The organism is Rathayibacter sp. VKM Ac-2927, assembly GCF_022815525.1.
GTDB classification, from domain to species: domain Bacteria; phylum Actinomycetota; class Actinomycetes; order Actinomycetales; family Microbacteriaceae; genus Rathayibacter; species Rathayibacter festucae.
The window spans coordinates 86,060-97,973 of the sequence record NZ_JALGRT010000004.1 but is presented as its reverse complement, the minus strand read 5'-3'; the positions used below and the strand labels follow the sequence as shown (position 1 = coordinate 97,973).

Here is an 11,914-nt window from a genome sequence, read left to right as displayed (position 1 = left end):
TCGAGATCCACCGTCCGGCAGAACGCTGGCTACCGTGTTCTCCGTACCCCGCACCCTCCAGGAGGCACCGTTGCCGCTCGATCCCTACCTCGCCGCCCGCCTGCCGCTGCTCGACGGAGTCGCCTACCCGCTCGACGCGGCGCAGGCGGCGAAGGTCGCCGAGTTCGAGGAGGACCCCGGCCCGTGGTCGCTCCCCACGGGCGTCACCGTCTCCGACGCGGCGATCGACGGCCCGCACGGCCCGATCCCGCTCCGGATCTACGCGCCCGCAGAGCCCGCTGCCTCCGCGCTGCTCTGGGTGCACGGCGGCGGCTTCCAGGCCGGCGACCTCGAGATGCGCGAGTCGCACGTCGTCTCCGCCGAGCTCGCCGCCCGCGCCGGCACTCGCGTCGTCTCGGTCGGCTACCGCCTCGCGAGCGCCGAGGTCCGCTTCCCCGTCCCGCTCGACGACGTGCAGGCCGCCTGGCGCCACCTCCGCGCCGAGACCCCCGACGCGCTGCCCGTCGCGATCGGCGGGGCCAGCGCCGGCGCCGCCCTGGCCCTCGCCGCGACGCTCCGCGAGCGCGACGCCGGTGCCCGCCTCCCCGACCACGTGCTGCTCGCCTACCCGTTCGCGCACTTCCCGAACCCCGCACTCGACGACGCCGTGATCCGCGAGCTGCTGCCGCTCCCGCCGCTGCTGCGCTTCCCGCCCGCCGGCATCGAGGACATGGTCCGCGCCTACGTCGGCCGACTCTCCGACCTGCCCCCGCACGCCCTCCCCGGCGCGGCACCGCTGCACGGACTGCCGCCGACCTCGGTCCTGGTGAACGAGTTCGACGAGCTCCGCGGCTCGGCCGAGCTCCTGCTCCGCCAGCTCGCGGAGGCGGGCGTCGCCGCGACCGGCTACCTCGCGCAGGGCATGCCGCACGGCCACCTCAACCGCACGCCCGCGCTGCCCGAGGTCGACCGCTCGCTGGCCTTCTTCGCCACTCAGCTGCGCGCGCTGACATGAGACAGGCGGTGAGGTCCCCGATCCCGCCCTCGGCGCCCCGGCCAGCACGTGGTGATGAGATGTCCTGTCTGCGCGGTCACCGGTCGTCGGTGCTGGGCTGTGAGTGATGGCCGGAGCCGTACGCTGCCCACCGCGTGACAGTGGGCCGGATTGACCGCCGGCCCGACGGTGTGTGCTCGCTCCGGTGCGCCTACCGACTCACCGCCCGACTGCGCCCCGCAGGGCGCTCCGGCTCACTCCTGCAGCAGATCGACCTCCCAGTTGGTGCGCTGGATCGCCGCGTCGAGGTCGCGCAGCTCGCGCGCGAGCACGTCGGCCCGCGCGCGCAGCTCGCGCACCGGCAGCGCCGGCAGCCGCCGCAGCTCGCTGCGCAGCTGCCGGTAGCCGCGGTCGCCCGCCGCCGCGTCGGCCGCGCGCACGACGATGCTGTGCTGCGACCGGAGCGCCTCGCGCCGGGCGAGCGCCGCGGTCAGCCGCACGCCGTCGGGCGTGGTCGCCGCCGTGTTCGTCAGATTGACCGCGGTGACCAGGCGCTCCAGCGCGTCCAGCGCGCGCAGGCACTCGGCCAGCAGCTCCGACGGGTCCTCCGTCGGCTCCTCGCCCTCCTGGTAGGAGGCGTTCGCGACGATCTGCGACTGGAGGGCCTCGATCCGCTTCTGCAGATCGGCCCGCTCGAGGAGTGCTTCGGCAAGCTTCATGCCCCCAGGCAACCACACGCGCGGCGTCCTCGCTGCCCGTCTAGGCTGCCGATCGTGCCGCTGCAGAATCACCCGGGAGACGTCGAGTTCCCCGTGCGCTCGCGCCTGCGCTACGCGCGCGCCGCGGACGCCCACCGGCGCGCCCCCGGCGGCGGGATCGGCCGCCGCGCCCTGCTGGTCACGGCCGTCGCCGCTCCGCTCGGGATCGTCGGCTTCGTGCTCGGCCTGGCGAGCGCGGACGGCAGCACCGGACTGCCGATCTTCACCTTCGGCATCGGCCTCGTCCTCGGGCTGGCCCTCGCGTCGATCGCCTTCCAGATCCGCGACGCCGGAGCGCCCCGCCGGCAGCAGGCCGCCTACCGTGCCGAGGCGCGGACGCCCGCGCCGACCCTGCGCCAGCAGCAGCTGCTCGCCCTCGACGCCGTCAGCGACTTCTCCTTCGGCGGCTGGAACTCCTCGCTCACCTTCCAGCCCACCTGGGCCGAGCTGCCCGCCGCGCTCCGCGCCCGCTTCGCCGACGGCGCCAAGGGCTCGCCCTGGCCGGAGCTGCCGATGCCCGCGCTCACCGAGCAGCGCGGCGCGCTCGACCGCGACTTCCGCATCGCCTCGGCGGAGGACGTCGAGCTGTTCGTCGCCGACGTCCTCGCCCGCGGTCCGCTGTCGACGCGCTTCGCCGAGGTCTCCGCCTCGGAGGACGCCGAGCGGATGCGCTCCCGGATCGCCGCTCTCACCGGCGAGAGCGAGTTCCACCTGCTCGAGCGCGCGCAGCCGGTCGGCGGCCGCCCGCCGGTGCTGCTGCTCGCCGGCGATGCCGAGCGCACGATCGGAGCGATCCGCTACGCGTACGTCGCCGGCTACCTGACCGCCGGCCGGGCCTGGGAGCTGCTGGAGAGCATCGGCTCCCGCGTCTTCGCTCAGTACAGCGGCTGGGACGGCTACTGGCGCGACGCCGCCGTCGCGATCGCGTTCCGCACCGACTCGCTCAGCGCCGTGCAGCAGTACCACCGGCTGCGCGGCGAGCTGCTGGCCTCGGACTGGCCGGCGGCGAGCACGCCGTACCCGGAGAGCGCATCGTGACCGGGTCGCCTCCGGACCCCCACGCGCCGGACCCCCACGCGCCCGACACCCACGCGCCCGACGACCGCGATCCCGCCCAGCAGGCGCTCGAGGCGATCCAGCGGATCAGCAGCGGAGGCGATCCCGCCGCCGCGGCCTTCGCGCTGTCGAACGCGTGGACCGACCGGCAGGTCGACCGGCTCAAGGCCTTCTGGCGGCGGTCGCGCCGGGACATCGGAGGCTCGTAGGCGACGCAAAGGGTCCCGCCTGCCGCGCCGGTCACTCTGGGGTTCCCCGAGCCCCCGAGTGACAAGGATCCCCCGATGTCCCGCATCCCCGAGCCCGACCGCACCCCCGACGGCCTCCGCTACGAGGGCCGCGACCTCGTCCGCCCCGACGACGAGGTCGTCGACCAGGGCCTCTCCTTCGACGTCGGCACCCTGCTGAGCCGCCGGATGTTCGATCGCCGCCGCGTGCTCGGCCTCATCGGAGTCGGCGCCGCCACCACGGCGCTGGCCGCGTGCTCGGCCGTCGCGGGCAGCGCCTCCGGAACCGCGACGGGCAGCGCGAGCAGCAGTGCCGCAGCGACCACCGGGGAGATCCCCGACGAGACCGCCGGCCCCTACCCCGGCGACGGCTCGAACGGCCCCGACGTGCTGAGCGACTCCGGCATCGTCCGCAGCGACATCCGCTCGAGCATCGACGGCGGCGCCACCGCGGCCGGCGTACCGCTCTCCTTCACCCTGACGATCCTCGACACCGCGAACGGCGGCGTGCCGTTCGAGAACGCCGCCGTCTACGTCTGGCACTGCGACGCGTCCGGCGGCTACTCGATGTACTCCGACGGCATCACCGAGGAGACCTACCTCCGCGGCGTGCAGGTCGCCGACGCGAACGGCGAGGTCGGCTACACCTCGATCTTCCCGGCCTGCTACTCCGGCCGCTGGCCGCACATCCACTTCGAGGTCTATCCCGACGTCGACTCGATCAGCGACTCCGGCAACGCGATCGCGACCTCGCAGCTGGCCGTCCCCGAGGACGCCTACACCGCGGTCTACGCGCTCAGCGGCTACGAGGGCTCGAGCGAGAACCTCGCCCAGGTGAGCCTCGACGACGACAACGTCTTCGGCGACGACGGCGGCGAGCTGCAGCTGCCGACCGCGACCGGCGACGCCACCTCCGGCTACCGCTTCGCCCTCACCGTCCGCGTCGACACGACGACCGAGCCGACCGGCGGGTCGGTGCCCTCGGGCGGCGGCGGCGGCGCGGGCGGAGGCCGTCCGCCCTCGGCCTGACCGCGCTCGGCGTGCCAGGCTTGCCGCATGGCTGTCGAGGTGGGTGCGGATCTCGAGGTGTCCGCGCGCCTGACGATCCCCGCGTCCGAGCTGCAGTGGCGGTTCTCCCGCTCCTCCGGCCCGGGCGGGCAGCACGTCAACACCTCGGACAGCCGCGTGCAGCTCACCTGGAGCGTCACGGAGTCCGCCGCGCTCACGGACGACCAGCGGGAGCGCCTTCTCCAGCGGCTCGCCCAGCGCCTGGTCTCCGGAGCGATCACCGTCACGGTCTCGCAGGAGCGCTCGCAGCTGCGCAACCGCGAGGTCGCCCTCACGACCCTCCGCGACCTCGTCGCCGCGGCCCTCGCCCCGCCCGCCGCTCCGCGCCGGCCGACCCGCCCCACCCGCGGCTCCGGCCGCCGCCACCTCGCGAGCAAGCAGCAGCGCTCCGCCACCAAGCAGCAGCGCCGCCGCCCGACGGAGGACTGAGCACGCAGGACCGGGGCTAGAGCCGGTCGCTCCGCCACTCCGCCGCGAGCTCCTCGCCGCGGGCGAAGGCCTGCTCCTCGCGCTCGCGCAGCTCGACGCGGCGGATCTTGCCCGAGATGGTCTTGGGCAGCTCGTGGAACTCGATCCGGCGCACCCGCTCGAAGGAGGAGAGCAGCTCGTCGGTGTGCCGGAAGATCGCCGCGGCGGTCTCGGCGGTCGGCTCCCAGCCGTCCGCCAGAGCGACGTAGGCCTTGACCACGCTGTGCCGGGTCGGGTCGGGCGCCGGGACGACCGCGGACTCGGCGACGGCCGGGTGCTGCAGCAGCACGCTCTCGACCTCGAAGGGCGAGATCTTGAAGTCGGACGACTTGAAGATGTCGTCGGTGCGGCCGAGGAAGGTGATGGTGCCGTCGACGGCGCGGACGGCGACGTCGCCGGTGTGGAAGTAGCCGTCGGCCCGCGCGCGCGAGGTGCGCTCGTCGTCGCCGTGGTAGCCGGACATCAGGTTGACCGGCTCGGTGGACAGGTCGAGGCAGATCTCGCCGGTGGAGGAGGACTCGCCGGTGACCGGGTCGATCAGCGCGATCGCGACGCCCGGCAGCGGCCGGCCCATCGCTCCGGAGACGACCTCGGCGCCGGGCGGGTTGGCGATGATCGCCGTGGTCTCGGTCTGGCCGTAGCCGTCGCGGATGGTGAGGCCCCAGTCGCGCTCGACGGTTGCGATCACCTCGGGGTTCAGCGGCTCGCCGGCCGAGAGGATCTCGCTGAGCGCGCGCGGGCGGGCACCGAGGTCGGACTGGATCAGCATCCGCCAGACCGTCGGCGGCGCGCAGAAGGTGGTGACGCCCGCGCGGTCGAGCTGCTCGCGCAGCGCGACCGGCGAGAAGCGGGAGTAGTTGTAGACGAAGACCGTCGCCTCGGCGTTCCACGGCGCGAAGAAGCAGCTCCAGGCGTGCTTGCCCCAGCCCGGCGAGCTGATCGCCGAGTGCACGTCGCCCGGCTGGACGCCGAGCCAGTACATCGTGCTGAGGTGCCCGACCGGGTAGGACTCGTGGGTGTGCACGACCATCTTCGGCTTCGAGGTGGTCCCCGAGGTGAAGTAGATCAGGCACGCGTCGGCGCTGTCGACGACGACGCTCGGCGCGATGCCGGGGGCCTCGATCGAGTCGGCGTAGTCGAGCCAGCCCTCGGGCACGCCCGCCGCGCCGCCCACCGCGATCAGTCCCACGTCCTCCGTGAGGCCCTCGAACTTCGTGGTCTCGGTCGCGTCCGCGATCACGTGCGCGACCTCGCCGCGCTCGAGGCGGTCGGCCAGGTCGGCGGGGGAGAGGAGCGTCGTGGTGGGCAGGATGACCGCGCCGAGCTTCATGATCGCGAGCATCGACTCCCACAGCTCGAGCCGGTTGCCGAGCATGAGCATCACGTGGTCGCCCTGCTCGACGCCGACGGAGTGCAGCCAGGCGGCGACCTCGTCGGAGCGCCAGCGCATCTCGTCGAAGGAGACCTTCGTCTCCGAGCCGTCCTCCTCGACGATCCAGAGGGCGGTCTTCTCGTTGCCGATGGCGATCTCGTCGAACCAGTCGACGGCCCAGTTGAAGTGCGGGCCGACGTCCGGCCAGCGGAAGGCGTCCGTGGCGGCCGCCGCGTCGGTGCGGTGCTCGAGCAGGGTGTCGCGCGCGGCGCGGAGGCGCCCGGTGGGGTTCATCCGACCATCCTCTCGCGCCGCGACGGCTTCGAGGTGAGGGCTCAGTACTTGATCGACTGCCCGCCGTCGATCGGCAGCACGACCGCGTTGATGTAGGAGGCGTCGTCCGAGAGCAGGAAGGCGACGACCGAGGCGATCTCCGCCGCCTCGCCGTAGCGCTTGGTCGGGTTCACCTGGATGAACTCCTCGGCGGCCTTCCGCGGGTTCTCGGCGTCGAGCTGCTTCATCGAGTTCTCGACCATCGGCGTCCAGATGGCGCCCGGGGCGATCGCGTTGATGCGGATGCCGTACTGCCCGTACTCGATGCCGGAGTTGCGGGTGAGGCCGACGACGCCGTGCTTCGCGGCCGCGTAGCCGGACTGGTTGCCGATGCCGGTGATGCCGCCGACGCTCGCGGTGTTGACGACCATGCCCGAGCCCTGCTCGCGCATCACCTTGAGCACCTTCTCGAGGCCGAGGAACACGCCGCGGAGGTTGATCGCGACGACCTTGTCGAACTCGTCGGCGGTGAAGTCCTCGGTGCGGTTCTGGCGCCCCTCGATGCCGGCGTTGTTGAAGAAGCCGTCGATGCGGCCGAAGCGCGCGAGGGTCTGCGCGACGTAGTCGTCGACGTCGGACGCCTTCGACACGTCCGCGATCACGGTGAGCGACTCGGTGCCCTCGGGGAGCGCCTCGACGGTCGCGGCGAGACCCTGCTCGGAGACGTCGACGAGGGCGAGCTTCGCGCCCTCCGCGGCGAGGCGGACGGCGGTGGCGCGGCCGAGGCCGGAGCCGCCGCCGGTGATGAGGACGACGCGATCGGTGAAGCGGGTGCTGCTGATATCCATAGGTGCACTATATACCTAGTAGTACTCGGGAATCTGGGCGCGGGCTCCGTGGATCCGATGCCCGGAGCCGCCGCGACCGGTGCTCCGCGTCCCTGGCAACCGCCGCAGAGACCGACCCGCTCGGCGGCCGCCTCGGGTAGACCGGAGGGACCGGCACGACCGCCGACACGAGCAGGGGGAGCCGTGAAGAGCAGGAGAAGAACGATGACCACGGGGGCCGCGCTGGCCCTCACCGGGCTGGCGCTGGCCGCCTGCACCGCCCCGGCGGAGAGCGGAGCGGAGGCGACGCCGACCGTCTCGGAGGCGCCCGCGGCCTCCTCGACCGCCTCGGCCTCGGCCTCGCCGGGCGACCACCCGATCGGGCCCGTCCGGCTGCCCGAGGGGGCGACCGCCGCCGTCGAGTGGGTCGACGAGACCGGCACCGTCGAGCCGCGGACCGTGCGCCTCACCGGAGAGCCGCTCTACGTGACCGTCTCGGTCGTCTGCGACACCGCCGACGCCGAGGTGATCGTCGAGGTCGAGGGCCTGATGACCACCGGCTCGTCCTGCGTCTACGACCCGGGCACCACCCGGACGACGAGCAACGGCGGCGGCAACACCGGCTCGATGGAGATCGCCGTCGACCAGGACGCGCGCATCACCGTGACGACCGACCCCGCCGACGCCCACTGGTCCGGCGCGGTCTCGACCGGCCCGCGCACCGTGCCGCTGGGCTGACGCGCAGTCCGGTCCCCCTCGCGGCACAGGGACTCCACGCGAGTCGACGCTTACGGGGGCCTGCGCATGGACCGAAGCCCGATGAGCGTCCACTCACGTTGTGCGGCTTGCGCGACTGGACGCGAGCCGGGGTCTGCGAGAGTCCTCGAGCCCGATGGGCGTCCACTCGCATCACCGGACTCGCGGAACGACGCGAGCAGGGTCCTGTGGGCGGGTCGAAGCCCGTCCAGCGTCCATTCGCGATGCGCCCTCTGCGGGAGAGCGCGGCGCGCTAGCCCAGCGGCACGCCCAGGGCGGCCATGAACGGCACGGCGTCGACCGCCTCGCCGTCGACGCGGGTCTCGAAGTGCAGGTGGCAGCCGGTGGAGGCGCCGGTCGAGCCGCGGGTCGCGATGACCTCGCCCGCGACGACGGTGTCGCCGACGTCGACCAGCAGGTCGGTGTTGTGCGCGTAGCCGGTCTCGATGCCGCCGCCGTTGTCGAGCAGGATCCAGTTGCCGTAGCTGCCGGAGTAGGCCGCCTCCTCGACGGTGCCGCTCGCGGCCGCGAGGACCGGGGTCCCGCAGGCGCCGGCCAGGTCGGTGCCCTTGTGGAAGAGGTTCACGCCGGCGACCGGCTGGTCGGGGCGGGGGCCGTAGCTGCTGCTGATGTGGCCGGCGATCGGGAGCACCCAGGTGCCGGAGACCCCAGCGGCCGCGGCGGTCGACTCGCCCGCGCCGGCGGTGATCGCGTCGAGGGAGGCGGTGGGCACGAGGACCTCGGGCTTGGCCTCGGCGGCGAAGGCGTCGCGGGTGACGCTCTGCTGCACGACGCCCGCGGCGACGAAGCTCTGCGGGCGGGCCGCGGCGACGGCGTTCGCGGTGTCGGTCGCGACGGCGGACTCCGGGGTGTCGCCGACGGCGAAGGCGGGCATCGTCGAGGTGACGGCCAGGCCGACCACGAAGGTCATCGCGGCGAAGGCGGACACGCGGCGCGTCGAGGGGCGGCGGACGGCGGTGCTCCGGGCCGTGCTGCGCGCCGCGGCGGTGCGGGCGGCGGCGGTGCGGGCGACGCTGCGCGCCGCGACCTGCTCGGCCTCGCGCTGCTCGCGCAGCTGCCGGCGGGTCGGGAGGGCCTGCGCGGTCGCGGCGGAGACGGGGGCCGGGGCGTGGTCGGAGTGGTGCATGCAGTCGTGGTTTTCCGGGTCGTTCGCCGCGGGGGAACGGGGGCGCGGCAGGGCGGGTCGGGGCGGCGGGGCGCTCAGCAGCGCTCAGCAGGTGGTGCTCAGGGGGATGTCAGCCGGGGCTCAGGGGGCCGCGCGGCGACCCTCCAGAGTACCTGCGCAGCTCCGGAACGCCACTGGGAGAATGCCGAGCGGCGCACGGTATCGATGCCGCAGGCTCAGGCGAGCGCCTCCGCGCAGTGGCGGAGCAGGGCGTGCAGCTCGCGGATCCGCGCCCCGTCCAGCCCCGTCAGCATGCGCTCCTCGACCGCCCGGACGGCCGCGCTCGCCTCGCCCAGCAGCTCCTCGCCGGACGCCGTGAGCCGGATCGGCAGCGCCCGGCCGCTCGGCGCCGTCTCGGCCCGGATCAGGTGACCGTCGCGCTCGAGCGACTGCAGCAGCACGTGCATCGACTGCCGCGTGACGAACGCGCCCCGCGCCAGCTCGGAGCTGGACAGCCCCGGCCGGTGCGCCAGCAGCTCCAGGCAGGAGTAGGCGGTGACCGTGATCCCGAGCGGCCGCAGCGCCGCCTCCATCGCGACGCGCAGGGCGCTCGACGCCTCCTTCAGCACGTAGCCGACGGAGGTGTCCAGCTCGATCCGTGCCGTGCTCTCGCCCTGTCGACTCATGTCAGTAGTCTGACATACGCTCGATGTAAGGAAACTGACACCCACCCCCGACGAAAGGCACCCCCATGGCGATCACCGGCCCCGACTTCCTCTCCCTCCAGGTCCGCGACCTCGAGCGCTCCGCCGAGTTCTACGAGACCCGCCTCGGCCTCTCCCGCCGCCCCGGCCCGCCGCACGCCGTCGTCTTCGACACCGCGCCGATCCCGTTCGCGATCCGGGACATCGTTCCCGGCACCCAGCTCCCCGCCGAACCCGGCCGCGGCGTCGCCCTCTGGCTGCACGCGACCGAGGTCGCCGCCCTGCACGACGATCTCGCCGCCGCCGGCGTCCCGATCACGTCGGCCCCCGCCGAGGGCCCCTTCGGCCTGACCTTCACCTTCGCCGACCCGGACGGCTACCTGATCACCCTCCACGACCGCGCCTGACGCGGCTGCGACTGCGAGACGCTAGGCGTCCACACCCGCCGGCTGCAAGAGCTGGAGGCGGTTGCCCTCGGGGTCGTGCAGGTCGGCGAAGCGGCCGTTCGGGTAGGTCTCGGGGTCGATCTCGACGGGGATGCCCGCGGCGCGGAGCTGGGCGACGAGCGCGTCGAGTGAGCGGACGCGGAGGTTCAGGGTCCAGCCGGCGGGGCCGAGCGGCTCGGAGCCGGTCGGCATCGGGGCGAGGACGGTGATGCCGGCGTCCTGGCGCCAGGAGGGGGCGCCGTACTCCATCGGCACCTCGTCGATGCCGAGGTGCTCGGCGTACCAGCGCGCCAGCGCCGCCGGGTCGCGCGCGGCGAAGAAGAAGCCGCCGATGCCCGTGACCCTCTCGCGCGACACGATCAGTACCGGCCGCTCGTGAAGACCAGCAGGGCGATCAGGCCGGCGACGGTCGCGGCGACGCCGGAGCCGAGGCGCCACCACATCCAGCGGTCGCGCTTGGGGCCGCGCATCGGGCGGCGCAGCCCGTGCCTGCCGGAGTAGCCGCCGTGGTTCGGAGTGAAGACCATGACTCCAGCCTGCCTCACCAGGCTCGCCGGGTCACGGCCTCACGCACTCCACTCGCTGTCGTCCCGCCAGGGCGCGAGGTCGACCTCGTTGCCCTCCGGGTCCGCGAGGGTCCACCACTCCGGCGCGTTCGACTCGTCGACGACGCGCCCGCCCGCGGCGAGGGCTGCGGCGAGGCGGGCGTCGACGACGTCGCGCGGCAGGTAGAGGTCGAGGTGGATCGTGTTGCGCTCGGGTCGCGGGCCCTCGATCCGCTGGATCCAGAGGTTCGGGCCGAGGGCGCGCGGGTCGGCGAGGTCGGCGTCCTCGACGGGGGAGTAGCCGAGCACGGCCCGCCAGAAGGCGCGGACCGCGGCGACGTCGACGGCGTCGATCGCGATCTGCAGGCTCTGCACCGCCGCCGGCTCGGCGGGGAGGCCGAGCGCACGGGCGGCAGCCGAGATCTCGCGGGCGAGGGCCAGGTCGCGCTCGCTGATGTCGCCGACGTCGTGGCTGATCAGGCGCACGCCGACGCCGCCGTAGCGCAGATCGACGTCGGGGTGGTGGCCGGCCTGCTCGGCGAGGACGGCGATCGCGGCGACCAGGGCGGCGCCCGCGGCGAAGGAGCCGGCCCCGCGATCGCCGGTGCGGAAGTAGGCGCGGGCGCCGTCGCCGACGACCCGCCAGTCGGCGGTGCCGGGGGCGGCGCGGAAGTCGCGCGGGGAGATCGCATCGGTCATGCGGCAGTTGTACTCCCCGGCCGGCCGTTCTGCCCAGGCCCCGTGCGGTGCCCGCTCGCTACGGTGGACCCACGACCGATCGGGTCGACGAGTGTGAGGAGCCGGCATGGCGCAGAAGAAGAAGTCCGATTCGAAGAAGTCGTCGCAGAAGACCGACGACAAGGCCGCGCAGAAGCGCGCGAAGAAGGCTCTGGCGAAGGCGGAGAAGTCGGTCCGCGCGGCCCACGACGCCGTGCGCGACTCCAGCAAGAAGCTGCGCAAGAAGGCCCGCAAGCTCGCCGAGCAGACCGACACGCTCAAGCGCCAGCAGGAGAAGGCGGCGAAGAAGGCCGCCCAGGCCGAGAAGCGCAGCGCTCCCTCCGCCCCGAAGCACGTGGTCGAGCGCGAGCACATCGCCGTCGGCGCGGCCGACCCGTCGGTCACGCCCGACTTCACGCCGCCGCTGCCGAGCGCGGCGCGCGACGAGCAGGAGCAGGACCAGGCTCCCGAGGAGCAGCCCGAGCAGCAGCCCGACGCCGACCCCGAGCACGTGCCGGACCTCACGCCGCCGCTGCCGCACTCCTCGAACTGAGCGAGCCCCGCGGGACGCCCCTACCCTGAGAAACTGCACAGGGTA

Annotated in this window: 16 protein-coding genes; 8 read left to right on the top strand and 8 right to left on the bottom strand. The window is 73.8% G+C overall.

The window, feature by feature from the left end:
- Positions 1-70: 70 nt before the first annotated feature.
- Positions 71-994 carry an alpha/beta hydrolase gene (locus MT353_RS13170; protein WP_243615699.1) on the top strand — a complete coding sequence of 308 codons (924 nt, stop codon included), beginning with the start codon at positions 71-73 and terminating at the stop codon, positions 992-994.
- 233 nt (positions 995-1,227) lie between these two features.
- Here MT353_RS13170 and MT353_RS13165 read toward each other — a convergent pair whose 3' ends face one another.
- On the bottom strand, positions 1,228-1,692 hold the full coding sequence (locus MT353_RS13165; RefSeq protein WP_243624763.1) for a DIP1984 family protein: 465 nt from the start codon (positions 1,690-1,692) through the stop codon (positions 1,228-1,230).
- Positions 1,693-1,746: 54 nt separating this feature from the next.
- Here MT353_RS13165 and MT353_RS13160 point away from each other — a divergent pair, with 54 nt between their 5' ends.
- The 4 genes from MT353_RS13160 (at position 1,747) to arfB (ending at position 4,511) form a co-directional block, all read left to right on the top strand.
- Positions 1,747-2,769: a DUF1266 domain-containing protein gene (locus MT353_RS13160; protein ID WP_243624762.1), complete on the top strand. Its 1,023-nt coding sequence runs from the start codon at positions 1,747-1,749 to the stop codon at positions 2,767-2,769.
- Positions 2,766-2,996: a hypothetical protein gene (locus MT353_RS13155; RefSeq protein WP_243615697.1), complete on the top strand. Its 231-nt coding sequence runs from the start codon at positions 2,766-2,768 to the stop codon at positions 2,994-2,996. The genes MT353_RS13160 and MT353_RS13155 overlap by 4 nt, the downstream gene beginning before the upstream one ends.
- Before the next feature lie 75 nt (positions 2,997-3,071).
- Positions 3,072-4,043 carry an intradiol ring-cleavage dioxygenase gene (locus tag MT353_RS13150; RefSeq protein WP_243624761.1) on the top strand — a complete coding sequence of 324 codons (972 nt, stop codon included), beginning with the start codon at positions 3,072-3,074 and terminating at the stop codon, positions 4,041-4,043.
- Between the two features lie 27 nt (positions 4,044-4,070).
- Positions 4,071-4,511, top strand: coding sequence for an alternative ribosome rescue aminoacyl-tRNA hydrolase ArfB (gene arfB / locus MT353_RS13145; RefSeq protein WP_243599632.1), 441 nt, complete (start codon positions 4,071-4,073; stop codon positions 4,509-4,511).
- A 16-nt stretch (positions 4,512-4,527) separates the two neighbouring features.
- On the opposite strand, the gene MT353_RS13140 is transcribed toward arfB, so the two are convergent.
- Entirely contained in the window at positions 4,528-6,216 is a 1,689-nt protein-coding gene (locus MT353_RS13140; protein ID WP_243599633.1) for an AMP-binding protein, read from the bottom strand.
- A gap of 41 nt (positions 6,217-6,257) precedes the next feature.
- Positions 6,258-7,043: a glucose 1-dehydrogenase gene (locus tag MT353_RS13135; protein WP_123734567.1), complete on the bottom strand. Its 786-nt coding sequence runs from the start codon at positions 7,041-7,043 to the stop codon at positions 6,258-6,260.
- 204 nt (positions 7,044-7,247) lie between these two features.
- Here MT353_RS13135 and MT353_RS13130 point away from each other — a divergent pair, with 204 nt between their 5' ends.
- Positions 7,248-7,760, top strand: coding sequence for a hypothetical protein (locus MT353_RS13130; RefSeq protein WP_243624760.1), 513 nt, complete (start codon positions 7,248-7,250; stop codon positions 7,758-7,760).
- Positions 7,761-8,031: 271 nt separating this feature from the next.
- Here MT353_RS13130 and MT353_RS13125 read toward each other — a convergent pair whose 3' ends face one another.
- Positions 8,032-8,925, bottom strand: coding sequence for a M23 family metallopeptidase (locus tag MT353_RS13125; protein ID WP_123447495.1), 894 nt, complete (start codon positions 8,923-8,925; stop codon positions 8,032-8,034).
- A 215-nt stretch (positions 8,926-9,140) separates the two neighbouring features.
- Positions 9,141-9,590: a MarR family winged helix-turn-helix transcriptional regulator gene (locus tag MT353_RS13120; protein WP_243624759.1), complete on the bottom strand. Its 450-nt coding sequence runs from the start codon at positions 9,588-9,590 to the stop codon at positions 9,141-9,143.
- Positions 9,591-9,655: 65 nt separating this feature from the next.
- On the opposite strand from MT353_RS13120, the gene MT353_RS13115 reads away from it, so the two are divergent.
- Complete coding sequence (locus MT353_RS13115) at positions 9,656-10,015, top strand: VOC family protein (protein ID WP_243615693.1); 360 nt, start codon at positions 9,656-9,658, stop codon at positions 10,013-10,015.
- Positions 10,016-10,036: 21 nt separating this feature from the next.
- On the opposite strand, the gene MT353_RS13110 is transcribed toward MT353_RS13115, so the two are convergent.
- The 3 genes from MT353_RS13110 to MT353_RS13100 are packed head-to-tail and all read right to left on the bottom strand — an operon-like array spanning position 10,037 to position 11,298.
- Positions 10,037-10,411 (bottom strand): VOC family protein, encoded by a 375-nt coding sequence (locus tag MT353_RS13110; protein WP_243624758.1) that lies wholly within the window; start codon positions 10,409-10,411, stop codon positions 10,037-10,039.
- A gap of 2 nt (positions 10,412-10,413) precedes the next feature.
- Entirely contained in the window at positions 10,414-10,581 is a 168-nt protein-coding gene (locus tag MT353_RS13105; RefSeq protein ID WP_164874583.1) for a hypothetical protein, read from the bottom strand.
- 39 nt (positions 10,582-10,620) lie between these two features.
- On the bottom strand, positions 10,621-11,298 hold the full coding sequence (locus MT353_RS13100) for a VOC family protein (protein ID WP_243624757.1): 678 nt from the start codon (positions 11,296-11,298) through the stop codon (positions 10,621-10,623).
- A gap of 106 nt (positions 11,299-11,404) precedes the next feature.
- Here MT353_RS13100 and MT353_RS13095 point away from each other — a divergent pair, with 106 nt between their 5' ends.
- Positions 11,405-11,869: a hypothetical protein gene (locus tag MT353_RS13095; RefSeq protein ID WP_243624756.1), complete on the top strand. Its 465-nt coding sequence runs from the start codon at positions 11,405-11,407 to the stop codon at positions 11,867-11,869.
- Positions 11,870-11,914: the final 45 nt, after the last annotated feature.

Excerpts from the sequence above, each read along its gene's own strand:
- MT353_RS13165 (WP_243624763.1), bottom strand. The coding sequence starts at position 1,692 with ATGAAGCTTGCCGAAGCACTCCTCGAGCGGGCCGATCTGCAGAAGCGG.
- MT353_RS13150 (WP_243624761.1), top strand. The coding sequence starts at position 3,072 with ATGTCCCGCATCCCCGAGCCCGACCGCACCCCCGACGGCCTCCGCTAC.
- arfB (WP_243599632.1), top strand. The coding sequence starts at position 4,071 with ATGGCTGTCGAGGTGGGTGCGGATCTCGAGGTGTCCGCGCGCCTGACG.
- MT353_RS13140 (WP_243599633.1), bottom strand. The coding sequence starts at position 6,216 with ATGAACCCCACCGGGCGCCTCCGCGCCGCGCGCGACACCCTGCTCGAG.
- MT353_RS13135 (WP_123734567.1), bottom strand. The coding sequence starts at position 7,043 with ATGGATATCAGCAGCACCCGCTTCACCGATCGCGTCGTCCTCATCACC.
- MT353_RS13130 (WP_243624760.1), top strand. The coding sequence starts at position 7,248 with ATGACCACGGGGGCCGCGCTGGCCCTCACCGGGCTGGCGCTGGCCGCC.
- MT353_RS13125 (WP_123447495.1), bottom strand. The coding sequence starts at position 8,925 with ATGCACCACTCCGACCACGCCCCGGCCCCCGTCTCCGCCGCGACCGCG.
- MT353_RS13120 (WP_243624759.1), bottom strand. The coding sequence starts at position 9,590 with ATGAGTCGACAGGGCGAGAGCACGGCACGGATCGAGCTGGACACCTCC.
- MT353_RS13115 (WP_243615693.1), top strand. The coding sequence starts at position 9,656 with ATGGCGATCACCGGCCCCGACTTCCTCTCCCTCCAGGTCCGCGACCTC.
- MT353_RS13105 (WP_164874583.1), bottom strand. The coding sequence starts at position 10,581 with ATGGTCTTCACTCCGAACCACGGCGGCTACTCCGGCAGGCACGGGCTG.
- MT353_RS13100 (WP_243624757.1), bottom strand. The coding sequence starts at position 11,298 with ATGACCGATGCGATCTCCCCGCGCGACTTCCGCGCCGCCCCCGGCACC.
- MT353_RS13095 (WP_243624756.1), top strand. The coding sequence starts at position 11,405 with ATGGCGCAGAAGAAGAAGTCCGATTCGAAGAAGTCGTCGCAGAAGACC.